The sequence below is a fragment of the Bradyrhizobium sp. YR681 genome, from assembly GCF_000282615.1.
Lineage (GTDB): Bacteria > Pseudomonadota > Alphaproteobacteria > Rhizobiales > Xanthobacteraceae > Bradyrhizobium.
On sequence record NZ_AKIY01000075.1, the window covers coordinates 1 to 24564 of the forward strand.

Annotated in this window: 24 protein-coding genes; 19 read left to right on the forward strand and 5 right to left on the reverse strand. The window is 65.7% G+C overall.

The genetic code is table 11. The features are described 5' to 3' along the window. The first annotated feature begins 452 nt into the window (after positions 1-452). The 4 genes from PMI42_RS09085 to PMI42_RS09100 all read left to right on the forward strand — a co-directional run bounded on the left by PMI42_RS09085 (position 453) and on the right by PMI42_RS09100 (position 3238). Complete coding sequence (locus PMI42_RS09085; protein ID WP_035965016.1) at positions 453-1073, forward strand: TetR/AcrR family transcriptional regulator; 621 nt, start codon at positions 453-455, stop codon at positions 1071-1073. A 53-nt stretch (positions 1074-1126) separates the two neighbouring features. Beyond that, a complete protein-coding gene (locus PMI42_RS09090; RefSeq protein WP_008132838.1) occupies positions 1127-2320 on the forward strand; it encodes an MFS transporter in 1194 nt (397 codons plus the stop codon). A gap of 150 nt (positions 2321-2470) precedes the next feature. Then, on the forward strand, positions 2471-2890 hold the full coding sequence (locus PMI42_RS09095) for a hypothetical protein (protein ID WP_008132840.1): 420 nt from the start codon (positions 2471-2473) through the stop codon (positions 2888-2890). Positions 2891-3028: 138 nt separating this feature from the next. Then, positions 3029-3238, forward strand: a complete 210-nt coding sequence (locus tag PMI42_RS09100; RefSeq protein WP_008132841.1) for a hypothetical protein — start codon at positions 3029-3031, stop codon at positions 3236-3238. Between the two features lie 14 nt (positions 3239-3252). Here the strand turns inward: PMI42_RS09100 and PMI42_RS09105 are convergent, their stop codons facing one another. Next, positions 3253-4485: a class I SAM-dependent methyltransferase gene (locus tag PMI42_RS09105; protein ID WP_008132842.1), complete on the reverse strand. Its 1233-nt coding sequence runs from the start codon at positions 4483-4485 to the stop codon at positions 3253-3255. Between the two features lie 134 nt (positions 4486-4619). Here PMI42_RS09105 and rfbC point away from each other — a divergent pair, with 134 nt between their 5' ends. Together rfbC and PMI42_RS09115 are read left to right on the forward strand one after the other, a co-directional pair. Beyond that, complete coding sequence (gene rfbC, locus PMI42_RS09110) at positions 4620-5144, forward strand: dTDP-4-dehydrorhamnose 3,5-epimerase (protein ID WP_008132843.1); 525 nt, start codon at positions 4620-4622, stop codon at positions 5142-5144. Then, positions 5141-6034 (forward strand): NAD-dependent epimerase/dehydratase family protein, encoded by an 894-nt coding sequence (locus tag PMI42_RS09115; RefSeq protein ID WP_008132845.1) that lies wholly within the window; start codon positions 5141-5143, stop codon positions 6032-6034. Before rfbC ends, PMI42_RS09115 begins: the two co-directional genes overlap by 4 nt. A 224-nt stretch (positions 6035-6258) precedes the next feature. Here the strand turns inward: PMI42_RS09115 and PMI42_RS09120 are convergent, their stop codons facing one another. Continuing rightward, positions 6259-7236, reverse strand: a complete 978-nt coding sequence (locus PMI42_RS09120; RefSeq protein ID WP_008132849.1) for a LysR family transcriptional regulator — start codon at positions 7234-7236, stop codon at positions 6259-6261. Between the two features lie 119 nt (positions 7237-7355). On the opposite strand from PMI42_RS09120, the gene PMI42_RS09125 reads away from it, so the two are divergent. From PMI42_RS09125 to PMI42_RS09175, 11 genes are all read left to right on the forward strand, one after another. Beyond that, a complete protein-coding gene (locus tag PMI42_RS09125; protein WP_008132851.1) occupies positions 7356-8393 on the forward strand; it encodes a class 1 fructose-bisphosphatase in 1038 nt (345 codons plus the stop codon). 12 nt (positions 8394-8405) lie between these two features. After that, a complete protein-coding gene (locus PMI42_RS09130; RefSeq protein ID WP_008132853.1) occupies positions 8406-9281 on the forward strand; it encodes a phosphoribulokinase in 876 nt (291 codons plus the stop codon). Between the two features lie 14 nt (positions 9282-9295). Then, a complete protein-coding gene (gene tkt, locus PMI42_RS09135) occupies positions 9296-11317 on the forward strand; it encodes a transketolase (RefSeq protein ID WP_008132854.1) in 2022 nt (673 codons plus the stop codon). A gap of 14 nt (positions 11318-11331) precedes the next feature. Further along, positions 11332-12417, forward strand: a complete 1086-nt coding sequence (gene fba / locus PMI42_RS09140; protein WP_008132857.1) for a class II fructose-bisphosphate aldolase — start codon at positions 11332-11334, stop codon at positions 12415-12417. Positions 12418-12448: 31 nt separating this feature from the next. Further along, positions 12449-13909, forward strand: coding sequence for a form I ribulose bisphosphate carboxylase large subunit (locus tag PMI42_RS09145; RefSeq protein ID WP_008132860.1), 1461 nt, complete (start codon positions 12449-12451; stop codon positions 13907-13909). Positions 13910-13920: 11 nt separating this feature from the next. Further along, positions 13921-14328 carry a ribulose bisphosphate carboxylase small subunit gene (locus PMI42_RS09150; protein WP_008132862.1) on the forward strand — a complete coding sequence of 136 codons (408 nt, stop codon included), beginning with the start codon at positions 13921-13923 and terminating at the stop codon, positions 14326-14328. 99 nt (positions 14329-14427) lie between these two features. Next, positions 14428-15360, forward strand: a complete 933-nt coding sequence (gene cbbX / locus PMI42_RS09155) for a CbbX protein (RefSeq protein WP_008132864.1) — start codon at positions 14428-14430, stop codon at positions 15358-15360. Next, positions 15357-16094, forward strand: coding sequence for a ribulose-phosphate 3-epimerase (gene rpe / locus PMI42_RS09160; RefSeq protein ID WP_008132866.1), 738 nt, complete (start codon positions 15357-15359; stop codon positions 16092-16094). Before cbbX ends, rpe begins: the two co-directional genes overlap by 4 nt. Before the next feature lie 180 nt (positions 16095-16274). Further along, positions 16275-17426 (forward strand): FIST signal transduction protein, encoded by a 1152-nt coding sequence (locus tag PMI42_RS09165; protein WP_008132869.1) that lies wholly within the window; start codon positions 16275-16277, stop codon positions 17424-17426. Between the two features lie 2 nt (positions 17427-17428). Continuing rightward, positions 17429-19300 carry a putative bifunctional diguanylate cyclase/phosphodiesterase gene (locus tag PMI42_RS09170; protein WP_240535217.1) on the forward strand — a complete coding sequence of 624 codons (1872 nt, stop codon included), beginning with the start codon at positions 17429-17431 and terminating at the stop codon, positions 19298-19300. Positions 19301-19486: 186 nt separating this feature from the next. Continuing rightward, a complete protein-coding gene (locus tag PMI42_RS09175) occupies positions 19487-19699 on the forward strand; it encodes a hypothetical protein (RefSeq protein WP_008132873.1) in 213 nt (70 codons plus the stop codon). A gap of 21 nt (positions 19700-19720) precedes the next feature. Here PMI42_RS09175 and PMI42_RS09180 read toward each other — a convergent pair whose 3' ends face one another. Together PMI42_RS09180 and PMI42_RS09185 are read right to left on the reverse strand one after the other, a co-directional pair. Further along, the gene (locus PMI42_RS09180; protein WP_008132875.1) at positions 19721-21088 is read right to left on the reverse strand and encodes an NAD(P)/FAD-dependent oxidoreductase; all 1368 of its coding nucleotides are present in this window, start codon (positions 21086-21088) and stop codon (positions 19721-19723) included. A gap of 41 nt (positions 21089-21129) precedes the next feature. Beyond that, positions 21130-21819 (reverse strand): GntR family transcriptional regulator, encoded by a 690-nt coding sequence (locus tag PMI42_RS09185; protein WP_008132876.1) that lies wholly within the window; start codon positions 21817-21819, stop codon positions 21130-21132. 108 nt (positions 21820-21927) lie between these two features. On the opposite strand from PMI42_RS09185, the gene PMI42_RS09190 reads away from it, so the two are divergent. Beyond that, complete coding sequence (locus PMI42_RS09190) at positions 21928-22815, forward strand: transporter substrate-binding domain-containing protein (RefSeq protein ID WP_008132877.1); 888 nt, start codon at positions 21928-21930, stop codon at positions 22813-22815. Between the two features lie 15 nt (positions 22816-22830). On the opposite strand, the gene PMI42_RS09195 is transcribed toward PMI42_RS09190, so the two are convergent. Beyond that, on the reverse strand, positions 22831-23667 hold the full coding sequence (locus tag PMI42_RS09195; RefSeq protein ID WP_008132879.1) for a universal stress protein: 837 nt from the start codon (positions 23665-23667) through the stop codon (positions 22831-22833). Positions 23668-23874: 207 nt separating this feature from the next. On the opposite strand from PMI42_RS09195, the gene PMI42_RS09200 reads away from it, so the two are divergent. Then, a partial coding sequence (locus PMI42_RS09200) for a trypsin-like peptidase domain-containing protein (protein ID WP_008132881.1) occupies positions 23875-24564 on the forward strand: 690 nt, incomplete at its 3' end.

Sequence of the window (24564 nt, forward strand, 5' to 3'; positions counted from 1 at the left end):
ACCGGGGGATCCAGTACTCCGCGACAGTTGTGATTGAACCGAGAAGCCGCGGCGTACTGGATTCCCCGCCTTCGCGGGGAATGACAGCGGGGCTTGGAGAACGAGGCCGTCACCTCATACGCCGTCATTGCGAGCGCAGCGAAGCAATCCAGAATCCCTCCGCGGCGACAGTCTGGATGGCTTCGCTGCGCTCGCAATGACGGGAGGGAGCGGTGTGCTGACGTCTCTCACCGTCACCCTGAGGTGGCCGCTCCTTCAGCGGCCCTCGAAGGGCGACGGCCCCGCTGCATCGGGGGCCGAGCATCCTTCGAGGCTCCCCATGGGACGCGTTGCGTCCCATGCCTCGCACCTCAGGAAGACGGGGCCGGTAACGGCATGCGGATAGCGATCCTCCCACCCCATTCACAACTCCGTGTCTTTATTCGGAAACGATCATTCCCTATTATCCCGCAATGCAAAAAGCCGCCCGCCGATCGCAAGCCGTTACCCGCCCGCCCGGCCGCCCCCGGGAGTTCGACATGGACACCGCGCTCGACCGGGCCCTGCGCGTGTTTCGTGAGCGCGGCTATCATGCGACCTCGATCGGGGATCTCACCGCGGCGATGCGGCTTGCCACCGGCAGCGTCTACAAGGCGTTTCGCGACAAGCATGCGGTGTTTCTCGCCGCCTTCGAGCGCTACACCGCGCTGCGCCAGGAGCAGACCCGCAGCGCCGCGTCGCGCGGCAGCAACGGCCGCGAGCGGCTGCGGCACGTGCTGCTGTCCTATGCCGAGCAATCCCAGGGCATCGAGGGGCGGCGCGGCTGCCTGGTGGTCGGCAGCGCGGTCGAACTGTCGGCGCTCGATCCCGTCGTCGGCGCCCGCGTCAACGCCCAGCTCAAGACCAACGAAAGCTTCATCGCCGGGCTCATTCGCGAGGGGCAGGCCGACGGCTCGATTCCCGGCCATGTCGAGCCCGACGACACCGCACGGCTGATGATCTGCATCACGCAGGGAATGCGCGTCGTCGGCAAGGCGCGCCTGGCGCTCGACGGCGAGCGGCTGGCCGGCGTCGCGATGAAGCTGCTCGCCTGAACTCTTGTCATATTAGGGAACGAACGTTCCCGATCTATCGGAGACTGTGTGTCATGACGATGAATGCCACGATCGAGACTGCGCCCGAACCGGATGCGGTGTCGCAACGACTGACCTTCGTGCTGGCCGCGGCCTGTGGCATGGTCGCCGCCAACATCTACTATGCCCAGCCGCTGATCGCCCCGATCAGCGCCGCGCTCGGCCTGTCGCACGCGGCGGCCGGGCTGATCGTGACCATGACGCAAATCGGCTATGGCGTCGGCCTTCTCTTCATCGTGCCGCTCGGCGACCTCGTCGAGAACCGCGCGCTGATCTGCTCCGTCATCACGCTCGGCGCCGCCGCGCTGTTCGCCGCCGCGTTCGCCACCCACGCGTTGCCGTTCCTGATCGCCGCGCTGTTCATCGGTCTCGGCTCGGTCGCGGTGCAGATCATCATCCCCTATGCGGCGCATCTGGCACCGGAAGCCATCCGCGGCCGCGTCGTCGGCAACGTCTCGACCGGCCTGATGCTCGGCATCATGCTGGCGCGGCCGGTGTCGAGCTTCGTCACAGCGGCGCTGTCATGGCACGCGGTGTTCTTCATCTCCGCCGCGCTGATGATCGTGCTCGCGACCGTGCTGTGGACGACGCTGCCGACGCGCAAGCCGGTCGCGCGCATGCATTACGGCACGCTGCTGCTGTCGATGCCGCATCTGGCCCGGACCACGCCGCTGCTCCGGCGCCGTGCGCTCTACCAGGCGAGCTTGTTCGGCGCCTTCACGCTGTTCTGGACGGTGGCGCCGCTCCAGCTCGCCGGCGCGTTCGGCTTCTCCCAGCGCGGCATCGCGCTGTTCGCGCTGGCCGGGGTCGCCGGTGTGTTCGCGGCTCCGATCGCGGGCCGGCTCGCCGATCGCGGCCATAGCCGGATTGCAACGCTGGTCGCGATGCTGCTCGCGGCCGCAGGCTTCCTCGTCACCTATATCGGCGCGGCCGGCTCGATGCTGAACCTCGCGGGCCTGGTCGTGGCCGCGATCGCGATCGATATCGGCGTGCAGGGCAATGTCGTGCTCGGCTTCCGCGCCATCTTCGCGCTCGGACACGAGCATCGCAGCCGCCTCAACGGCCTCTACATGGCGACGTTCTTCGCCGCCGGCGCCGCCGGCTCTGCGGTCGGCGCCTGGGCTTTCGCGCAAGGCGGCTGGGCGCTGGCATCGGCCATTGGCCTTGCCTTGCCCGTTGCGGGCTTGCTCTATGCGGCCACCGAATAGGCACCCGTGGGGCCGGGATTGTGCGATGCGGCCGTTTACCAAGCCTCGGAGACCTCGCCGGGGCGGTGCAATTTCCACCTCGCGGATTCCGTGCCGTTGTAGTACTTTGGTCGCAAGCGGACCTGGTTAACGGGCGGCAGGGGGAGGCTGATGAGGCGTGCGGAGCTGTTTGGCGTACCGCTGGTACGGCCATGGTCGTGGCAGGCGTTTCTGCTTGGATTCGCCGTCGTCGGAGTGTCGGCGGTGCTTCAGGGCATCTGCGTCGCGCTCGGCGCCAAACTCTACTTTGCAGTATTCCTGCCCAGCCTGTTCGTGCTCGGATTTGTCGCCGGTGCGCCGGCGGCGATATTCGCCGCACTGCTCACCATTCCGCTGGTGTGGTGGGCGTTCATACCGCCATTCTTCCAGTTCACGCCGCTCTCCAGCGCGAGTGCGGATTCCATCAACCTGTTCTGCCTTCTCGCCGTGCTGCTGATCGGCCTCGCCGACCTGTGCCGCGAGACGATCACGATCATCAGCCGCGGCGGCCTGACGCGTTCGGGCGAGAGCGCGGCAACGAATTCGCAATAAATCGGCGATGCGCGGCCCTGCACGTTGCGCGCGCGCAACAGTCCGGCAACCATCAACGCAGCTGCCGGCCGCCGCTAACTTTTCGAAAAAGATTTGGCCGCAGTTTCTCCCCCGGGAATGACGAGGGAGTTTTCGAACATGAACGGCCAAACAAGCGGTCACGCCATCCTGGAGAACGTGCGCCGCTATCGCGGCATCGCATCGCTCTATCGCCAGACCGCCGCATTCCGCCCGGGCCAGAGCTGGTCGCTGCTGGAGCAGGCGAGGGAATGGGAAGCGCGGGCGCTGTCCGAGCTGGAAGCCTATTTCGCCGCGCGCATGGATTACGCGGCTCCGCTCGCGGCCTGATCGTTAACCATCGCTCAGGATACGATCGAGAGCATGGGTGCAGGCACCACGAACTGCCCGCCCCAGGCGCGAACCTCCGCCAGCTGGGCGATGATCTCGTCCTTCAAATTCCAGGGCAGGATGAAGACGTAATCGGGCCTCGCCGCGACGAGCGCGCGGGGATCGCGAACCGGCAGATGCGTCCCCGGCAGCAGCAGGCCCTGCTTGTGTGGATTGCGGTCGACGGTGAACGGAATCAGCTCGCGCGTGATGCCGCAATAATTGAGCAGCGTGTTGCCCTTTGCGGGCGCGCCATAGGCCAGCACCGTCCTGCCCGTGCGTTGTGCCGTGACGAGGAAATCGCGGATCGCCTTTCGCTTCGCCGCAACCTTCTCCCTGAAGCTGCGCCAGGTCGCAGGCTGGTCGAGGTTCGCTGCCGCTTCACGCCGGCGCAATCGGCCGAGCGCGGGCGAGGGCTGATGAGGCGAAGCATCATGACAGACGTGCAGACGCAGCGAGCCGCCATGCGTCGGCAGCTCATCGGCATCGAAGATGCGCAGGTCCTGAGCGCGAAGCACCCGCTCGAGGGTCGCGAGCGAGAAGTACGACAGATGCTCGTGATAGATCGTGTCGAACTGGATCCCTTCGATCAGATGCAGCAGATGCGGAAGCTCCAGCGTCACGCGCCCGGTCTCGGGCAGGAGAATGCGCAGGCCCGCGACGAAGTCGTTGAGGTCGGGGACGTGCGGCAGCACGTTGTTGGCGACGATCAGGTCGGGCCTGTGGCCTTCGGCGCGGAGTGCGGTGGCGGTGTCGCGGCCGAAATAGCAGGTCCGGGTGGCGATGCCCTTGGCGGTCGCGGCGACTGCAGGACCACCGGCCGGCTCGATGCCGAGCGCGCGGATGCCGGCGCGTTGAAAATACTGCAGCAGATAGCCGTCGTTGCTGGCGATCTCGATCACCTCGGAATCCGCACCGAGCCTGCTGCGCGCAATCATCTCGGCGGCGTAGGCCTCGGCGTGCCGCAGCCAGCTCTCGGAATAGGAGGAGTAATACAGATACGCGTCGAAGATGCAGGCCGCTGGCTCGAACTGCGGGAGCTGGACCAGCCCGCAGGCGCGGCAGGCATAGGCGTGCAGCGGATAGGCAGGCTCGGCAGCATCCGCGCGCTCGGGCGGCACGAAGGAATTCGCCAACGGCGACACGCCGAGATCGACGAAGGTCTCGTCGAGCTCCCGCGCGCAGAAGCGGCATCGGTGCCTGGCCATGGGATGCGCCTTGTTGTGCCGCTCTGCGTCGGCTGCTAGGGATTCCTCCGGAACCACAGAAGTTCCGACATCGCTCCGCGCGATGCAAACGAAAAAACGAATTCACCATGGGTGTTCGGGAGGGAGCGCCTGACATGAAGTTCACGCCGCTGGCGCTGCCGGGCGCCCTGGAAATCGGAATCCAGCCGGAGACCGACGCGCGCGGATTCTTCGCCCGGCTGTTCGACATCGAGGCCTTCGCAGCGCGAGGCCTGCCCACGCATTTCGCGCAGCACAGCATGTCCTACAACGAACGCGCCGGCACCCTGCGCGGCCTGCACTATCAGGCGGGCCGGCTCGAGGCCAAGCTGGTACGCTGCGTTGCCGGCCGCGCCTTCGACGTGATCGTCGATCTGCGAAGGTCGCTGCCGACCTACGGACAATGGTGCGCGGTCGAGCTCGTCGCCGATCGCCGCAATGCCGTGTTCATTCCCGCCGGCTGTGCGCATGGCTTCCAGACGCTCGCAGATCGCACCGAACTGACCTACCAGATCGATGTCGCCTACGACCCGCAGGGTGCGGCCGGCATTCGCTGGGACGATCCGTCACTGGCAATCGCCTGGCCGCTTCCAGATCCGATCCTGTCCGCGCGCGACCGCGCGCTGCCATATCTTGCATGAAGCGGGTGCTGGTCACAGGTGCGTCCGGGTTCATCGGCCGTGCGCTGGTGCCCGCGCTGCTCGGCCGCGGCTTCGAGGTGCATGGCGTCGCGCGTACGCTGCAGCCGGGCTCGGCCGGCGCGACGTGGCTCCCGGCCGATCTCCTCACCGAAGCCGGTCGCGCGCATGCGCTGTCCGCGTCGCGTCCGACCCATCTCGTGCATCTTGCCTGGGAGGCGCGGCCGGGACGCTATCGCGAGGACCCCGTCAACCGGCTCTGGGCCGCGGCGAGCATCGACCTGCTCGCGCGGGCGCGAGCTGATGGCGTCGCCCGGATCCTCGGAATCGGAAGCTGCCTCGAATACGGATCGCAGGACGGTCCGTGCGGGGAGTTCACCGCATGTCGGCCGACGACATTGTACGGCCAGGCCAAGCTCAGGACTTGCGAGGCCTACATCGCGGCCGGCGCCGCCTGGGGCCGCGTATTCGTCCCGTTCGGTCCGCACGAGCCGGAGGCGCGCCTGATCCCGTCGCTGATCCGGACGCTCCGCGCCGGGCAGACCTTCGACTGCTCGCACGGCCAGCAGCTTCGCGACTTCGTCTATGTCGATGACATCGCCCAGCAGATCGCCGCCGTGCTCGACAGCAACCTGACCGGTATCGTCAATCTCGCCAGCGGCGAGGTGCGCAGCCTGCACAGCGTGATCGCGCATGTCGCCGACCGGCTCGGTGCACGGCATCTGGTCAGGTTCGGCGGCGTCGACGCGGCGGGTGTCGACGCCGAGCCGGTCATTGCCGCCGACGTCCGCCGCCTCCGCCGCGTGACCGCGGGCCTGCCGGCCATCGGATTTGCGGAGGGCGCCGCGCGCAGCGTTGCATGGTGGGCCGATCGTCTGTCGGGAACGGTGTGATGTGCATGCCGCCCGCGCCGTGCTGGATGACGGCAGAACCCGGGATGACTACGGAGTTGTTTCGACGCCCGTCTATGCTAGCAACGGGCCGATCTCCTTCACGTCGGCCGGGGGCAAGCGATGACCACCTTCAACCGCGTCTTCACGACAGAGCGTCTGTGTCAGATCATCGTCATTCTGGCGGCGACGATCGCGATGAAGCTGATGGGGTGAGTATCGGCGGGCTATTGGCCGCCGAACTCGGGGACGTCGGGGAGATAGTTCGAGCCCTCCGAGCCCAGGAAATCGAACATCGCCTGCGCCGGCGGCAGCAACACCTTGTCGCTGCGGCGGATCACGTACCATTGCCGGACGATCGGCAGGCCCGCGACGTCGAGCACGATGAGGCGGCCCTCCGCGAGCTCATGCGCGACCGTGTGGGCCGAGATGAAGGCAATGCCGAGCCCGGCAATCACGGCCTGCTTGATGGTCTCGTTGCTGCTCATCTCCATGCCGATGATCGGCTCGAGATCCGACTTCTGGAACATGCCCTCCATCAGCGTGCGCGTGCCCGATCCCGGCTCGCGGGTGAGGAAGGTCTCGTGCACGAGATCGGTGAGGCTGAGGCCGGAATCCTTCGCCAGCCAGTGCCCCTTGCGCGCGACGATGATGTGCGGATTGCGCCCGAGCTGACGCACGTCGACGCTGACATCGGCCGGTGGCCGACCCATCACCGCGAAATCGAGTTCGTAGCCGTGCATGGCCTCGCGGATCTCCTCGCGATTGCCGATGGTGAGCTTGATCTCGATTTTCGGATACCGCTTGGAGAACGCCGCGATCGCATGCGGCACGAAATATTTCGCGGTCGAGACCGCGCCGAGATGCACGGTGCCGCCGGTGCGCCCCGCGAGCAGGTCGAGCGCGCCCTGGCAGTCCGTGATCGCAGCCTCGACCCGCTCGGCGAGCGCCAGCACCTCCTTGCCAGCCTCCGTCAGCAGCATGCCGTCACCGGTCCGCTGCACCAGCGGCAGGCCGGCCAGGTCCTGAAGTTGGCGCAGTTGCTGGGTCACGGCCGGCTGCGTCAGGCCGAGCTGTGTCGAAGCCGCGGTGACGCTGCCCTTGGCCGAGAGCGCCGCAAGCGAGCGCAGCTGCCGGATCGTCAGATGCCGGAGCTGGGCCGTCGCATGGCCTGGGCCATTATAAGAAAATTCTTTGGCGACCATTATGAATAGAAATTTTCCTTATTAAGCCGCCCCTGTCAATCTCCTGATGCCGGGACCGACCGCACCGACCTCCGCCACGGAGGGAACTGGATGCGGCGCCCGCAAGGGGATGGACGCAGATGACCGGGCAACTCAGGCTGGACGATCACCTTCAACGGTATTCCGAGACGGCGCCGCATGCGCTGGCCGTGGCGGCCGCGGTCGATGCCATCGCGGCGGCGGCGATCGAGATCGCTGACCTCATTGCCACCGGCGATCTTGCCGACGCATCCGGCCTGACCACCGGCCGCAACAGCGACGGCGATGTCCAGCGCGACCTCGACGTCCAGGCTGACGCCATCCTGCGCCGCTGTCTCAGCAAGCTGCCGGTCGCGGCGCTCGCATCAGAGGAGATGCGCGAGCCGCAGATCGGCGACCGCGAGGCAAACATCTGCGTCGCGATCGATCCGCTCGACGGCTCCTCCAACATCGACATCAACATGACCGTCGGCACGATCTTCTCGATTCTGCCTGCCCCCGACAACCTCGCTCTCGCCTTCCGTCAGCGCGGCTCGGCGCAGCTGGCGGCGGGCTTCGTCACTTATGGCCCGCAGACCTCGCTGGTACTGACGCTCGGCGACGGCGTCGACATCTTCACGCTCGACCGCAAGTCCTCCTGCTTCCGCCTCGCACGCAGCAACGTGCAGATCTCGGAGGCGTCCGAGGAATTCGCGATCAATGCGTCGAACCGCAGGCATTGGGATCCGCCGGTGCGCGCCTTCGTCGACGAATGCCTCGCCGGCGTCGACGGGCCGGCCAATCACAATTTCAACATGCGCTGGATCGGCTCGCTGGTCGCTGAGGCCTATCGCATCCTCACCCGCGGCGGCGTCTTCCTCTATCCCTCGGACGCGCGCCCCGGCTATGGCGACGGCCGCCTGCGCCTCACTTACGAAGCGCACCCGATGGCGATGATCGTCGAGCAGGCCGGCGGCTCGGCCTCGACCGGACGCGAGCGCATTCTCGACCTCTCGGCGCAAAGCCTGCACCAGCGCGTGCCGCTGATCATGGGTTCGAGCAACGAGGTGCGGCGCGTCGAGGAACTGCATTGCGATCCGCTGCTGGTGGCCAGCGTGTCCGCGCCGCTGTTCGCGCGGCGTGGCTTCTTCCGGCTGTGAGGAGGGCATCCCGTGTCCAGGAAACATCCGATCATCTCCATCACCGGCTCCTCCGGCGCCGGCACCACCTCGGTCAAGAAGACGTTCGAGCAGATATTCTTCCGTGAAAAAGTCAACGCCGCCTACATCGAGGGCGACGCCTTCCATCGCTACGATCGCGCCGAGATGCGCGCGCAGATGGCAAACGAAGCCGAGCGCGGCAACAAGCATTTCAGCCATTTCAGCCCCGAGACCAATCTGTTCGAGGAGCTGGAGCGTGCGTTCCGCGATTATGGCGAGACTGGCACGGCGACGACGCGGCACTACGTGCACGATGCCGAGGAAGCCGCACTGCACGGCGCCGCGCCCGGAACCTTCACCGAATGGGAAAGGCTGCCGGAGAACTCCGACCTGCTGTTCTACGAGGGCCTGCACGGCGCTGTCGTCACCGACAAGGTCAACGTCGCGCGTTATGCGGATCTGAAGATCGGCGTCGTGCCCGTCATCAATCTCGAATGGATCCAGAAGCTGCACCGCGACCGCAGCGCGCGCGGCTATTCGACCGAGGCCGTCACCGACACCATCTTGCGGCGGATGCCGGACTACATCCACTACATCTGCCCGCAATTCACCGACACCGACATCAACTTCCAGCGCGTGCCGACCGTGGACACGTCCAATCCGTTCATTGCGCGCTGGATCCCGACGCCGGACGAATCGATGGTCGTGATCCGCTTCAAAAATCCGCGCGGCATCGACTTCCCCTATCTGCTCTCGATGCTGCCGCACAGCTGGATGTCCCGCGCGAACTCCATTGTGTGTCCCGGCGCCAAGCTTGATTTGGCCATGCAGCTGATCCTGACGCCGCTGATCATGCAGCTCATCGAGCGCAAGCGAAACCTGAAGTGAAGAGGGAGCATCCGATGAACGTCTCCGTCCACGCCGAAGCCGACCTCACGGCGGTTGCGCATGGCGATCTCGCCAATGCCGTCCGCTTCCTCGCGGTCGATGCCATCGAGACCTCGCAGTCAGGCCATCCCGGCCTGCCGATGGGCATGGCCGATGTTGCGACCGTGCTGTTCTCGCGCTTCCTGAAGTTCGACTCGGCACATCCGAACTGGCCGGACCGTGACCGCTTCGTGCTGTCGGCGGGCCATGGCTCGATGCTGCTCTATGCGCTGCTTCATCTGACCGGCGGCGCCGTCAGCCTCGACGACATCAAGGCCTTCCGGCAATGGGGCTCGAAGACGCCGGGCCATCCGGAATACGGCCACACGCCTGGTGTCGAGACCACGACGGGGCCGCTGGGGCAGGGGATTGCGACGGCCGTCGGCATGGCGCTCGCCGAGCGCATGGCCAATGCGCGGCATGGCGACGGGCTCGTCGACCACTTCACTTATGTCATCGCAGGCGACGGCTGCCTGATGGAGGGCATCAGCCAGGAGGCGATCTCGCTCGCGGGCCACCTCGGGCTCGGCCGCCTGATCGTCCTGTTCGACGACAACGGCATCTCCATCGACGGGCCGACCTCGCTCGCGACCTCGGACGACCAGCTCGCGCGCTTCGCCGCCTCCGGCTGGTCGGTGCGCCGCGTCGACGGACATGACCCTGAAGCCGTTGCGCAGGCGATTGCCGAAGAACGCGAAACCGCAAAACCGTCGCTGATCGCTTGCCGCACCATCATCGGTTATGGCGCGCCGGACCGGCAGGGCACCGAGAAGGCGCATGGCGCTCCGCTCGGCGTCGAGCAGACCGCGGCGGCCCGGCGAGCGCTCGGCTGGGATTATCAGCCCTTCGTGGTGCCAATTCCGATCCTGAAGGTGTGGCGCATGATCGGCCAGCGCGGACAGGTCGAGCGTCTCGCCTGGCTCGACCGCTATGAGGGCGCAACGCCGGAGCAGCGCGATCTGTTCGTCGAGGGCAAGGCCGTCGCCTTGCCGGCCGCCTATGTGCTCGCCGCGGCGAAGTTGCGCGAGCGCTTTGCCAGCGAGCGTCCCAAGCTCGCGACGAGGCAGGCCTCGCAGCAGGTGCTGGATGGCATCGCCGGGACAATTCCAGGCCTGGTCGGCGGCTCCGCGGATCTGACCCATTCGAACCTGACGCACGCCAAGGCTCAAGCTACCGTCACGCGTCACGCCTATGCCGGCGATTACATCCACTATGGTATCCGCGAGCACGGCATGGCGGCCGCGATGAACGGCCTTGCCCTGCACGGCGGCTTCATTCCCTATGGTGGGACCTTCCTCGCGTTCTCCGATTACTGCCGGCCAGCAATTCGGCTCGCGGCGTTGATGCGGTTGCGCGTCATCCACGTGATGACTCACGATTCCATCGGGCTCGGCGAGGACGGGCCGACGCATCAGCCGGTCGAGCATCTGGCGGCACTGCGCGTGATTCCGAACCTGCTGGTGTTCCGCCCGGCCGACGCGGTCGAGACGCTGGAGGCCTGGGACTGCGCGCTCGAGGCCGAGCACCGTCCTTCCGTGCTGTGCCTGTCGCGCCAGGCGCTGCCAACCTTCCGCAGCGATGCCCGCGGCAAAAATCGTGTTGCGCTTGGCGCCTATCTCGTCATGTCGCCTGATGGCGGCCGGGACGTGACGCTGGTGGCGACCGGCTCGGAAGTGTCGATCGCGCTGGAAGCCGCCCGCCTGCTCGCGACCGAGCACATCCGGGCGGCCGTCGTGTCCGCACCGTGCTTCGCATTGTTCGAAGAGCAATCGGACGGCTATCGCACCAGCGTGCTCGGCACCGCGCCGCGGGTCGGGATCGAGGCGGCCGTGCTCGGCGATTGGCCGCGCTGGATCGGCGCGGACGGCGAATTCGTCGGCATGCGCAGCTTCGGCGCCTCGGCGCCGGCGTCGGTGCTCTACCACAAATTCGGCATCACGCCGCAAAGCGTGGCCGAGGCCGCCCGCCGGGCGATCGCCCGCGCAGGCAAGCCATAACAGGAGGAACTTTCGTGGCTCGTATCACCCTTCGTCAACTGCTCGACCACGCCGCCAGTCACGGCTACGCGGTGCCGGCGTTCAACATCAACAACATGGAGCAGGGCATTGCGATCATGCAGGCGGCGGCCGAGGTCGACGCGCCCGTGATCATCCAGGCTTCGCGCGGTGCGCGCAGCTATGCCGGCGACCTCATGCTCTCGCACATGATCGACGCGCTGGAGCGGACCTATCCGGATATCCCGCTCTGCATGCATCAGGATCACGGCAACGACGAGGCGACCTGCGCCAGCGCCATCGCCCATGGCTTCACCTCTGTCATGATGGATGGCTCGCTGAAGGCCGACGCCAAGACTGCGGCCGATTACGACTACAACGTCGCGATCACCAGCCGCGTGGTCGATCTCGCCCATTGGGTCGGCGCCTCCGTCGAGGGCGAGCTTGGCGTGCTCGGCTCGCTCGAACATAGCGGCGGCGAGCAGGAGGATGGCCACGGTGTCGAAGGCAAGGTCAGCCACGACCAGTTGCTGACCGACCCCGACCAGGCCGTCGATTTCGTCCGCGCCACCAAGGTCGACGCGCTGGCCATCGCCATGGGCACCTCGCACGGCGCCTACAAGTTCAGCCGCAAGCCGGATGGCGATATCCTGGCGATGCGGGTGGTCGAGGAGATTCATCGTCGGCTGCCGAACACGCATCTGGTGATGCACGGCTCCTCCTCGGTGCCGCAGCCACTGCAGGACATGTTCAACCAGTTCGGCGGCGAGATGCCGCAGACCTGGGGCGTGCCGGTCGAGGAGATCGTCCGCGGCATCAAAAGCGGCGTGCGCAAGGTCAATATCGACACCGATTGCCGGTTGGCGATGACGGCGGTGTTCCGGAAAGTGGCCGCACAAACGCGCTCCGAGTTCGATCCGCGCAAATTCCTCAAGCCCGCGATGGACGCGATGCGCGACCTCTGCCGCGACCGTTTCGAGCAGTTCGGCACCGCGGGTCATGCCGGCAAGATCAAGGTCATTCCAATGAGCGAGATGGCGCGCCGGTACCGTGCTGGCGAACTGGACCCGCGCGTCGGCGCCCGCGAATCCGTCGCGGCCTAGTCATTCAGAGAGAGAAGAGCAGGAGAGAGCCATGAATGCACATGCAGGAACCGTCCGCGGCAAAGAGCGCTACCGATCGGGCACGATGGAATACGCGCGCATGGGCTATTGGGAGCCCGAATACACGCCGAAGGACACCGACGTCATCGCCCTGTTCCGTGTCACGCCGCAGGAAGGCGTCGACCCGATCGAGGCTTCGGCGGCCGTTGCCGGCGAGTCCTCGACTGCGACCTGGACGGTGGTGTGGACCGATCGTCTCACCGCTGCCGAAAAATATCGCGCAAAGTGCTATCGCGTCGATCCCGTCCCGGGCACGCCGGGCTCGTATTTCGCCTACATCGCCTACGACCTCGACCTGTTCGAGCCGGGCTCGATCGCCAACCTGTCGGCCTCGATCATCGGCAACGTGTTCGGCTTCAAGCCGCTGAAGGCACTGCGGCTGGAGGATATGCGTTTCCCGGTCGCCTATGTGAAGACGTTCCAGGGGCCCGCGACCGGCATCGTGGTCGAGCGCGAGCGGCTCGACAAGTTCGGCCGGCCGCTGCTGGGCGCGACCGTGAAGCCGAAGCTCGGGCTTTCGGGGCGTAACTACGGCCGCGTGGTCTACGAGGCGCTGAAGGGCGGGCTCGACTTCACCAAGGACGACGAGAACATCAACTCGCAGCCCTTCATGCACTGGCGCGACCGCTTCCTCTATTGCATGGAGGCGGTGAACCGCGCGCAGGCGGCGTCCGGCGAGGTGAAGGGCACGTATCTGAACGTCACCGCGGGCACGATGGAGGATATGTACGAGCGCGCCGAGTTCGCCAAGGAGCTCGGGTCGTGCATCGTGATGATCGACCTCGTGATCGGCTACACCGCGATCCAGTCCATGGCGAAATGGGCGCGGCGCAACGACATGATCCTGCATCTGCATCGCGCCGGTCACTCGACCTATACGCGGCAGAAGAACCACGGCGTGTCGTTCCGCGTCATCGCGAAATGGATGCGGCTCGCGGGTGTCGACCACATCCATGCCGGCACGGTGGTCGGCAAGCTCGAGGGCGATCCCAACACCACGCGCGGCTACTACGACGTCTGCCGCGAGGACTTCAATCCGACCAGGCTCGAGCACGGCCTGTTCTTCGACCAGTCCTGGGCGAGCCTGAACAAGATGATGCCGGTTGCCTCCGGCGGCATCCATGCCGGCCAGATGCACCAACTGCTGGATCTGCTCGGCGAGGACGTCGTGCTGCAATTCGGCGGCGGCACCATCGGCCATCCCATGGGGATTGCCGCCGGCGCGATTGCCAACCGCGTGGCGTTGGAAGCGATGATCCTCGCCCGCAACGAGGGCCGCGACTACGTCCATGAAGGTCCGGAAATCCTGGCCAGGGCGGCCGAGACCTGTACGCCGCTGAAGGCCGCGCTCGAGGTCTGGAAGGACGTCACCTTCAACTATGAATCCACCGACGCGCCGGACTTCGTGCCGACCGCGCTGGAAACCGTCTAGGGAGATTTGACATGAAACTGACCCAGGGCTGCTTCTCGTTCCTGCCCGATCTGACCGACGATCAGATCACCAGGCAGGTGCAGTATTGCCTCGCCAACGGCTGGGCCGTGAACATCGAGTTCACCGACGATCCGCATCCCCGCAACACCTATTGGGAGATGTGGGGCCTGCCGATGTTCGATCTCCAGGATGCCGCCGGCGTGATGATGGAGCTCGCGGAGTGTCGCAGGGTGTATGGCGATCGCTACATCCGTATCAGCGGATTCGACTCCAGTCATGGCTGGGAATCAGTGCGGATCTCGTTCCTCGTCAACCGGCCGCCGCAGGAAGCCGAGTTCGAGCTGGTGCGCCAGGAGGTGGGGGGACGTGCGATCCGTTACACCACCGTGCGAAAGCCGGCCGCGCACGCCTCTCAATAGCCGTTCTCCCTCCGCGCGGAGCACTCCCTGCTCTGTTTCCTTGGCGGACCACTGCTTCGCCGCTCCCCCGCGGCGAAGCTCTTTTCTTCGAGGGTAGCCATGCTCGATGTCCCCCACGCAACGACCGTTAACGGCGGCGAGACCCATTTCGATCTCCGCAAGGAAGCCGAAGCAGCCGGGATCACCGACACGCTGCAACAGCTGGAGCGGGAGCTGATCGGGCTGAAGCCGGTCAAGAGCCGCGTGCGCCAGATCGCCTCGCTGCTGCTGATCGAGCGCATCCGGCAGCGCGCGGGCCTGGCATCGTCGCCGCCGACGCTGCACATGTCGTTCACCGGAAATCCCGGCACCGGAAAGACCACGGTGGCGCTGCGCATGGCGAAGATCCTGCACGGCCTCGGCTTCGTGCGGCGCGGGCAGGTGATCTCGGTGACGCGCGACGATCTTGTCGGCCAGTATATCGGCCATACCGCGCCGAAGACGAAGGAGATATTGAAGAAGGCGATGGGCGGCGTTCTGTTCATCGACGAAGCCTATTATCTGCATCGCCCCGACAACGAGCGCGACTACGGCCAGGAATCGATCGAGATCCTGCTCCAGGTGATGGAGAACCAGCGCGAGGACCTCGTGGTCATCCTCGCCGGTTATGGTGAGCGCATGACGAGCTTCTTCGCCTCCAACCCCGGCTTCCGCTCGCGCATCGCCCACCACATCGATTTTCCCGACTATGCGGAAGCAGAGCTGCTCGTCATTGCGGAGCTGATGCTGAAGGAGCGCGGCTATCGCTTCTCGGCGACCGCGCGTCAGGCGTTCGAAAAGTACATCGAGTTGCGCCGCACCCAGCCGTTCTTCTCCAACGCGCGATCGATCCGCAATGCGGTGGATCGCATCCGCCTGCGGCAGGCCGATCGCCTGGTGTCCGACCTCGATCGCATGCTCGATGTCGCGGACCTCGAAATCATCGATCCGGCGGATGTCCTCGCGAGCCGCGTCTTCAGCGGTGGCGCCGATGCGCGGAGTGCAAAGTCATGACCAGAGAGATCATCATCGCTCCTTCCATCCTTGCCGCGGATTTCGCGCGCCTCGGCGAGGAGGTCGCGGCCATCGACGCTGCCGGCGCGGATTGGATCCATTGCGACGTCATGGACGGACATTTCGTCCCGAACATCAGCTTCGGCGCCGATATCATCAGGGCGATCCGGCCGGCGACGAAGAAAGTCTTCGATGTGCATCTCATGATCGCGCCGGCCGATCCTTACCTTGAGGCGTTCGCGAAAGCCGGTGCCGATGTCATCACGGTGCATGCCGAAGCCGGCCCGCATCTCGACCGCTCGCTGCAGGCCATCCGCGCGCTCGGCAAGAAAGCCGGCGTCAGCCTGTGCCCGGCAACGCCCGAGCACGTGATTGAATATGTGCTCGACCGTCTCGATCTCGTGCTGGTGATGACGGTCAACCCGGGCTTTGGCGGCCAGTCCTTCCTCGACTCCCAGCTCGAGAAGATCAGGCGCATCCGGGCCATGATCGGCGACCGGCCGATCCGGCTGGAGGTCGATGGCGGTATCACGCGCGACAATGCCGCCGCCGTCGCCGCGGCGGGCGCCGATACGCTCGTGGCCGGTTCCGCGGTATTCCGCGGCAGGAGCAGCGCCGACTATGCGGGCAACATCGCGGCCATCCGCGTTGCCGCCGAGGCCGCGCGGGTTGCAAAGAGGCAGGATAATTCCACGCAACTGCTGCGCGCCGGCGAGAGCGCGCGCATCCGGTAGATTACGGAGGCGTCGCGTGCATGCGCGGCATTTCACCGGGGTCCTACGGAGGATTGCTCGCAAACCGACAACCACTTTCATGCCGGGGTAACCAACGGTCGTGAAGCAGGCGCGCGATTAACGGCGAGGCAATGCGCCGCGCCACAATTTGTGGTTCAACAGCCGCAGAGAGCGCGTGGGATGCACATTCAATATCTCCACTGGAATGCTGCCCATGGTTGGCGCGGAGCGAACGCTCTGCGCGAGCCCGCCCAGCTCGTGCTTTATTTCGGCGGCCGGGAGAAGCTGGCGGGCGGCGAGCGCTATCGCGAGCTGCGTGGTCTCTATCCCGACAGTCATATCGTGGGCTGCAGCACCGGGGGACAGATCCATGGCGACGATATCGCCGACGACGAAGTCGTCGCCGTCGCCTTGTGCTTCGCGCGGACGCAGGTGCGGCTCGTGGAGGAGGTCATCGAATCCCGCGAAGCGTCGCGGGCCTGTGGCGCGCGTCTCGCCCGTCAGGTGATGGCGGAGGATCTGGCGGGCCTGTTCGTTCTCTCAGACGGATTGACCGTGAACGGCGGCGCGCTGCTTGCCGGAATCACCGAGGTGCTTGGGTCGGACCTGCTCGTCACCGGCGGGCTCGCCGGCGACGGCACGCAATTCGAGCAGACATTGGTCGGAGCCGATGGCGAGCCGTCGCCGAACCGCGTTGCGGCGATCGGATTCTATGGCGCCTCCTTCCGCTTCGCGCATGGTTGTGCCGGCGGCTGGGATGTGTTCGGCCCGCGGCGCAAGGTGACGAAGTCGGAAGGTCCCGTCGTGGTCGAGCTCGATGGCGAGCCGCCCCTCAATCTTTACACCCGCTATCTCGGCGACGAGGAAGCCGCGGCGATGCCCGGTTCGGGCCTCGCCTTTCCCTTGCGCATTCACGACGAGGCGGAGCCTGATCGTCAGATCGTGCGTTCGGTGTTCGCGGTGGATCGCAATGCCGGCACGCTGACGTTCGCGGCCGACATTCCGGAGGGATGCACGGCGCAGTTGATGCGCGCCAATTTCGACAGCCTTGCCGCCGGCGCCGGCGAGGCAGGCCGGCAGGCGCGCAACGCCCTCCCTGATGGGATCGAGGGCGACAAGCTCGCGATCCTGGTGAGCTGCACCGGTCGCCGCAGGGTGATGGGTCAGCGCACGCAGGATGAGCTGGATGCGGTTGCCGCCGAGCTTGGCGACGACGTCGTTCGTATCGGCTTCTACTCGTATGGCGAGATTGCGCCGCCCGCGGCGACCGGCCGCTGCGAGCTGCACAACCAGACCATGACCGTGACCATGATCGCGGAGGCGGCTGCGTGACCATGCACCGCCTGCTGGCAAGACAGATTCGCCAGGCGACGGACGAATCCGGGCAGGTCGATCTGACCAGGCTCGGTGAGCTCGTCAGCGCGGCCTATGAGGAGAGCGACAGCGATCGCCGCCGCACCGACCGCGCGATCAAGCTGATGATCGAGGAGCTCGAGCAGACGCACAGGCGCGCCGAGCAGGACTCGCTTCGCGCGCGCGAATTCCTCGACAGCATCATCGAGAACATCCCGATCGCGGTGTTCGCCAAGGACGCGAAGGATTCCCGCTACGTCCTGCTCAATCGTGCCGGTGAAGAGTATTACGGGATGCCGCGCGAAGAGATGCTGGGCAAGACCCCGGAACAATTATTCCCGCGGGATATCGCCCGCATCGTCAATGAACAGGATCGCCGCGTCGTCGACAGCGGCACGCCGATGTTCCTTGAGGGACACCTGCTCGAGGTCGGCCTCAATGGCCATGATCGTCTGGTCAACTCACGCAAGCTGCTGGTTCGCGACGGCAACGGCGCGCCGCAATATCTCGTCGGTGTCATCGAGGATGTGACCGAGCGGATCACCAACGAGGCGCGGATCAGCCATCTGGCCCATCACGACGCCTTGACCGACCTGCCCAACCGCAGCGCCTTCAACGCGGCGCTGGACGAGCGGCTTGAGCGGGCGCAGGAAGCGTCGACCAGCTTTGCGGTGCTCAGTCTCGATCTCGACCGCTTCAAGGAAGTCAACGACGTGTTCGGCCACCCGGTCGGAGACATGCTGATGCGGGCGGCGGCGGATCGTCTCGCGACGGAGGCCGATTGTGCCTTCGTTGCCCGGATCGGCGGCGACGAATTCATGATCCTGATGCCCGACGAGGCCCGCCGCGCGGATGTGCTGGCGCTCGCCGAGCGCCTGGTCGAGGTGATCGGCAAGGAGCTCGAAGTCGACGACTATCTATCCCAGGTGGGCGTCAGCGTCGGCATCGCCGTCTACCCCGATGACGGCGCGGATGCCGCGACGCTGCTCGCCAACGCCGATTCCGCGCTCTATCGCGCCAAACGCGAGGGTCGGGGCCGGGTTTGCTTTTTCGAGTCCGAGATGGACCGGGAGCTGCGCGACCGCAGGCTATTGCAGCATGATCTGCGCCAGGCGCTGGAGCAGAACCAGCTTCTCGTCTACTTCCAGCCGCAGGCGCGGATGGATGGCGAGATCATCGGCTTCGAGGCCCTGCTGCGCTGGAACCACCCGACGCGCGGCTTCGTGCCGCCGGACCAGTTCATTCCGCTCGCCGAGGAGAACGGGCTGATCATCCAGATCGGCGAATGGGTGTTGCGCGAGGCCTGCCGCGAGGCGGCGTCCTGGCCGCGGCCGTTGCAGGTCGCGGTCAATCTGTCACCCGTCCAGTTTCAGGCCGGTGACCTCGAGCGTTCGATCCACCAGATCCTGCTCGAGACCGGGCTTTCGCCGACGCGGCTCGAGGTCGAGATCACCGAGGGCGTGCTGATCGGCGATTTCGCCCGTGCGCTCAACCTGCTGCGGCGGCTGAAGGCGCTCGGCATCCGCATCGCGATGGACGATTTCGGCACCGGCTACTCCTCGCTGTCCTATCTCCAGTCGTTCCCGTTCGACAAGATCAAGATCGACCGCAGCTTCATCTCCAATCTGGAGGCGACGCCGCAATCGGCCGAGATCGTCCGCGCGGTCCTGAGCCTCGCGCACGCGCTGAACATTCCTGTGGTCGCCGAGGGGGTGGAGACGGAAGCACAGCGTGCGTTCCTGGCGCGGGAGGCCTGCGAGGAGATGCAGGGCTATCTCGTCGGCCGGCCCGACCTGATCGAGCGGTATCTCGACCTGGTCGGCGTGGCCGTGGAACGGCGCCTCTACGCCTAAGCCTCCAGCTCTTTCGCCGCTCAAGTTCCACGTGCAAGCCCGCGCGTTAGGAACTAATCTGCCGATGCAGGTTTCAAAAGTTAACGGCGATCAGGCGCGCCGCTCGCGCAAGAAATGTTTTGCACAACCGCCATCGGCCTGACGCAAATCAGGGCAATAAGCCCAGTGAATGCGAGGGAGGGTCTCATGGAGAACGTACGTCGCTACCGGGCGCTGGCATCCCTTTGCCGCCAGCAGGCGGCTTACCGGCCGCTCCAGAACTGGGAACTCCTCGGCCAGGCCGAGCATTTCGAACATCTCGCCGAGGTCGCGCTGAGGGCGCATTTCGACGCGTGCAATGCGCAACGCGACGACGACATCCTCGCGGCCACGGCTTGGGAAACCCCCGCCGCGGCGTGAGCGGGCCGGCAGCGGCAACGATCAGAGCAAGCCGCGGCTCTCTGCGCTTTCGAGGTCATTCATGAGGGCCCTGTTCCCGTAGCGCGCGAGCGAGAGAACCCCGGCAAAGGACGGAACCGGGGCGCCGACCACCGAGCGGGCACAAAGGTCGCCCGCGGCACATGCCGACATCGTGCCGTAGCCGGACAAGGCGGTGGTCAGGAACACACCGGGCGTCGCGGCCGCGCCGATAAGGGGCCAGTTTTCCTTCGTCATCGGATAGAACCCGCCATAGTGCACACGGTCCCGGGGCAGGGCGCCGAGATATTGCGCGAGCGCAGGCTGCAGCCGGCTTGCTGCGCGCAGCACGATCTCCGGGAAGTAGGGATTGAGTTCGGGCTCACGGGTCGGTTCGGCCGGTTCCGCGTTGAAGGCCCAGCCGAGCTTGATCCATTGGCCGTGATCGCCGCCGTCGGGACGGCAATGAATGCTGCCCGGCATTGGCTCCAGCAAGCGGGCCAGTTCGGGAGACGCCGCCAAGGCCTCGCGCTCGTCGTCCGACCAGCCCAGCGTCTGGCCGTCGAGATCGATCGCAAACGGCATCTTGCGGTCAACCGCGCGGTTGCGGTCGACGAAAGCGATCTTCTGCTGGAGCACGTTGAAGATCGGCAGTTTCTCGCCATGCATGGCCGCGACGTGCGCGGCGAACGGGCCTGCGGCATTGACGATGATATCGGCCTTGATGGTCTGGCGTGCGCCATCGGCGATGACGTCGACCACGAACCGGTCGGCCTTGGCGATGCCGACCACGCGCGCCTGCTGAAACCTTGCGCCGAGGGGCCGCATGGTTTCCAGCATGTACTGGCCGAGTTGCTGGCCGCTGATGTCGCCGGCCCTGCGAATGTGGAGCGCGGTGGCGACCTCCTTGTCGAAGGCCGGGTAATGTTGCTGGATCAGATCACGGCCATGCAGCACGTCGACCCCGTCGGGTGCGGCCTGCCAATCCGCCGACAACGGTGGGGAATAGGTTTGGCTCGCGCCGTCATGCAAGCGGATCAGCTTCGAGGCCGAAACGCCATAGCCCGCATATAATTGCCGCAGCAGCTCCTCCGGCTTCTCGTCGCGCGTCACGAGCAGATATCCGCGCCGCGTCATGTGGAAGCGGTTGTCGGTGCGCCGCGCGATATCCTCCATCAGATCGGTGCTGTGGTCGGTGAAATCAGCCATGGTCGGATGCGGCCACCAGTTGCGATAGTTCTCGCCCGACTGCGCCGACGTCAGCGCCATCGGCTGGCCCTCGTCCACGATCAACAGGCGCGAACGCTTGTGCTGGACGGCAAGGTAATAGGCCGTGGCAAGGCCGGCCATGCCTGCGCCAATGACCAGGATTTCGACGTCGTTGGTCTTCAAGCGGACTCTCCCTGAACGTGGTGGGGCGATCGATCCCGGGATCAATCGGTCTTGCCCCGTGATGCATGCCGCTGTGCCGAGCGCAGCGTCTTCTGCGTCTGCACGATGTGCTCGCGCAGCAGGCGTGCGGCTTTCTCGACTTCGCCGTCGCGGCAATGCTCGAGCAACTGGTAATGCTCGCGCTGTGGCCGATCCTTGCCGGTGGCGCGCGACACGAGGGCGCGCGTGAAACGGCCGACATGACCGTAATTGGCCTCGATCATCGCGAGCAGGCGCGGGCTGTTGCAGGGCGCGTAGAGCGCCTTGTGGAAGCGCCAGTTGAACGCGCCCCATTTTTCCGGGTCGGGTTCGTCGTCATAGGAACGCAGGATTGCACGGGCGTCTTCGAGATCGATATCGCCCATGGCCGGGATGGCCAGGCGCAGCGCATGGCATTCGAGCGCGATGCGGATTTCGAGGAGTTCCACGACCTCGTCGATCGAGAGATCCGACACCACCGCCCCGCGATTGGGCAGCAACGTCACAAAACCCTCGGCCTCCAACTGCCGCAGCGCCTCTCTGACGGGGATGCGGCTGGTCCCGAATTTTTCGGCGAGCTCGTCCTGCCGGAGCTGAATGCCGGGCGCAAGCTCGCCCGCGCTGATCGCGCGCCGCAGCGCCTCGCGGACCGTATCGGGCGCGGAGCCGTGAAGGCCGCCGTTCCGTTGCTTCGCCGCTGCTCCCGATTTCATCAGGCGTCTCGTCGCAGTTGATCCAGACGATTGTATAAAATCGGCTGGTAGATATGCAATAGTATGTATAAAATATCGAGTGATTGTATCCATTGGAGGAGTAGGTCCATGAAGGGGCTGTTGTATTCGCTTGTGTTTTTGACCGCGGCCTCGGGCCCCGTCCTGGCCCAAACTCCTGATGGGACGCTGTCAAAGATCAAGGCAGCGGGTGAAATCCGGCTTGGGCACCGCGACGTCTCGGTCCCGTTCTCCTATCTCGACGACAGCCAGAAGCCTGTCGGCTTCGCGATGGATCTCTGCGCGCGGATCGTCGATGCCGTGAAAGACGAGCTGAAACTTCCCTCGCTCCAGACCAGGCTGCAGCCGATCCAGCTCAGCACGCAGATCCCGCTGATTGAGAACGGGACCATCGACATCGTCTGCGGTCCCGCCACCAACACGCTGGAGCGTCAGAAGGTGGTCGCTTTCAGCAACACCATCTTTGTCTCGAGCATTCGCGCGGTGGTCCGAAAGGATGCGCCGGTCAAGACGTTCGAGGATCTCAAGGACAGGCCGGTTGCGCTCACCACCGGCTCGACGTCAATCGCCTTGTTGTTGGCCCGCGGCCAGGAGAAGAAGTTCGAGGTCAAGCAGGTGCTGTCACCGGATCACGCCGCGTCGTTCCTCGCGCTTACGACCGGCCGCAGCGACGCCTTCGTGATGGACGACATCCTGCTTGCCGGCCTCATCGCGAGCAGCCAGACGCCGGACAACTGGCGGATCATCGACGACAGTCTGCGCACCGAGCCTTACGGGCTGATCATCCGCAAGGGCGATCCCGAGTTCAAGGCGCTGGTCGACAAGACGCTTGGCGCGCTGATGAAGAGCGAACAGTTCGCAGAACTCTACGCGAAATGGTTCACCAAACCCATTCCGCCCAAGAACGTGAACCTGAACTTCCCGATGCCGGCGCCGCTGAAGGATGCGGTCGCCCATCCGAACGACAAGGGCGTCTGACCGGTACGTTTCCGATCAATGCGACATCAGCGTCGGCACCGTCATGGCTTCCAGCATGGCGCGGGTGACGCCGCCGAGGAAACGCTCCTGCAAGCGTGAATGGCCGTAGCCGCCCATCACCAGCAGGTCCAGGTTCTCGTCGGCTGCCAGCGACAGGATGGTCGGCTGAATGTCGGCGCGCGCTGCGGGCAGGCCGACGATACGCGTCGACAGCCCGCGGCGGCCGAGATGTCGCGCCAGATGATTCGATGACGCTTCACCGGGAATCGCATCGGCTTCGTTGATGGTGAGGATCACGATCTCCTCGGCGCGGGCCAGGAAAGGGGCTGCGTCGCGCATGGCGCGGGCGGCGAGGCGGCTGCCGTCCCAGCAGATGCCGATCCGCTTCGCCCTGAAGGCGCCGTCGAAGGTGTAGGGCAGGAACAGCACCGGGCCGCCCGCCTGGAACAGGATCTCGCCCGGTACGTCGTTGTCGAATGAGGTTTGCGCCGGATCGGGCTGGAGCACGATGCTGAGATCGTGCAACCGCGCCATTTCGCCGAGCGAGCCGGCGGCGTCCACCGGGGTCGCGCCGAGCGGATGGCAGGCGTAGGAAATGCCGGCATGCGCGGCTTCGCTCTTGAACACCGCGAGCGCGGCCTCGGCCCGTTCCACGGCGCGCTCGCGTTCCATCTCGAACACGGCCGCTACGGCGGCGCCGCCCTCCATGAGGTAAGCCGGGCTGCTTGCGGCATAGCCGATTGCGACCGCGTCGACATGGGCGTTGAGGTGCGCCGCGAGCGAGATCGAGCCGTCGATCACGGGACGCATCGGCCGCTCGGTCGGAATGTGGACGAGAATGTCTTTGTACATGACGCGCCTCCGATGGACATCATCCGGTGCCCGCAGTCTTTCACTGCGCGCGGGGCCCGCGTTGAGCTGCATCAAATGTGCAGCCCCGATTTTTGGCCGTGCCGGCCGCGTCACCTTTGCCAAGATTTAATCGCACAGACGGGATGCCGTAAGGTGGCGACGTCCATGTTGGGTGCAAGGCGACTTACCCAACATGGACATTCCAACATGAACGATCGCGTCAATTCCGACACCACCACGTCCCGCACGATTTTGAAGCCACGTCGGCTTGCGCTGCTCGGCACCGTGGCCGCGCTTGGCCTTGCCGTACTGGCGGCCGCTCCCGGCTCGTCGCCGTTCGGCCTGACCTCCTTCATCGCGCCGGCCCAGGCCGCGGAAAGCGCAGCGACCCCGCCGGGCTTCGGCGATCTCGTCGCCAGGGTCAAACCGGCCGTCATCTCGGTGCGCGTGAAGATCGACCAGGACAACGACAAGAGCGCGATGCTGCAGCAGAACCGGATGGACTCCGACGAGGATTCGCCGTTCGACCAGTTCTCGCGGCAATTCGGCTTCCGCGGCCAAGGCGGCATGAACGGCATGCCGCGCCAGCGTCACCAGGTCATCACCGGTGAGGGCTCCGGCTTCTTCATTTCCGCCGACGGCTATGCCGTGACCAACAACCACGTCGTCGACCACGCCGAGTCCGTGCAGGTGACCATGGATGACGGCACGACCTACACCGCGAAGGTCGTCGGCACCGATCCGAAGACCGATCTCGCGCTGATCAAGGTCGAGGGCAAGAAGGACTTTCCGTTCGTGAAGTTCTCCGACCAGAAGCCGCGGATCGGCGACTGGGTCGTTGCGGTCGGCAATCCCTTCGGCCTCGGCGGCACCGTGACCGCCGGTATCGTCTCGGCC

Coding starts and splice junctions, on each gene's coding strand:
- PMI42_RS09085 (WP_035965016.1), top strand. CDS start 453: ATGCAAAAAGCCGCCCGCCGATCGCAAGCCGTTACCCGCCCGCCCGGC.
- PMI42_RS09090 (WP_008132838.1), top strand. CDS start 1,127: ATGACGATGAATGCCACGATCGAGACTGCGCCCGAACCGGATGCGGTG.
- PMI42_RS09095 (WP_008132840.1), top strand. CDS start 2,471: ATGAGGCGTGCGGAGCTGTTTGGCGTACCGCTGGTACGGCCATGGTCG.
- PMI42_RS09100 (WP_008132841.1), top strand. CDS start 3,029: ATGAACGGCCAAACAAGCGGTCACGCCATCCTGGAGAACGTGCGCCGC.
- PMI42_RS09105 (WP_008132842.1), bottom strand. CDS start 4,485: ATGGCCAGGCACCGATGCCGCTTCTGCGCGCGGGAGCTCGACGAGACC.
- rfbC (WP_008132843.1), top strand. CDS start 4,620: ATGAAGTTCACGCCGCTGGCGCTGCCGGGCGCCCTGGAAATCGGAATC.
- PMI42_RS09115 (WP_008132845.1), top strand. CDS start 5,141: ATGAAGCGGGTGCTGGTCACAGGTGCGTCCGGGTTCATCGGCCGTGCG.
- PMI42_RS09120 (WP_008132849.1), bottom strand. CDS start 7,236: ATGGTCGCCAAAGAATTTTCTTATAATGGCCCAGGCCATGCGACGGCC.
- PMI42_RS09125 (WP_008132851.1), top strand. CDS start 7,356: ATGACCGGGCAACTCAGGCTGGACGATCACCTTCAACGGTATTCCGAG.
- tkt (WP_008132854.1), top strand. CDS start 9,296: ATGAACGTCTCCGTCCACGCCGAAGCCGACCTCACGGCGGTTGCGCAT.
- PMI42_RS09145 (WP_008132860.1), top strand. CDS start 12,449: ATGAATGCACATGCAGGAACCGTCCGCGGCAAAGAGCGCTACCGATCG.
- PMI42_RS09150 (WP_008132862.1), top strand. CDS start 13,921: ATGAAACTGACCCAGGGCTGCTTCTCGTTCCTGCCCGATCTGACCGAC.
- cbbX (WP_008132864.1), top strand. CDS start 14,428: ATGCTCGATGTCCCCCACGCAACGACCGTTAACGGCGGCGAGACCCAT.
- rpe (WP_008132866.1), top strand. CDS start 15,357: ATGACCAGAGAGATCATCATCGCTCCTTCCATCCTTGCCGCGGATTTC.
- PMI42_RS09165 (WP_008132869.1), top strand. CDS start 16,275: ATGCACATTCAATATCTCCACTGGAATGCTGCCCATGGTTGGCGCGGA.
- PMI42_RS09170 (WP_240535217.1), top strand. CDS start 17,429: ATGCACCGCCTGCTGGCAAGACAGATTCGCCAGGCGACGGACGAATCC.
- PMI42_RS09175 (WP_008132873.1), top strand. CDS start 19,487: ATGGAGAACGTACGTCGCTACCGGGCGCTGGCATCCCTTTGCCGCCAG.
- PMI42_RS09185 (WP_008132876.1), bottom strand. CDS start 21,819: ATGAAATCGGGAGCAGCGGCGAAGCAACGGAACGGCGGCCTTCACGGC.
- PMI42_RS09190 (WP_008132877.1), top strand. CDS start 21,928: ATGAAGGGGCTGTTGTATTCGCTTGTGTTTTTGACCGCGGCCTCGGGC.
- PMI42_RS09195 (WP_008132879.1), bottom strand. CDS start 23,667: ATGTACAAAGACATTCTCGTCCACATTCCGACCGAGCGGCCGATGCGT.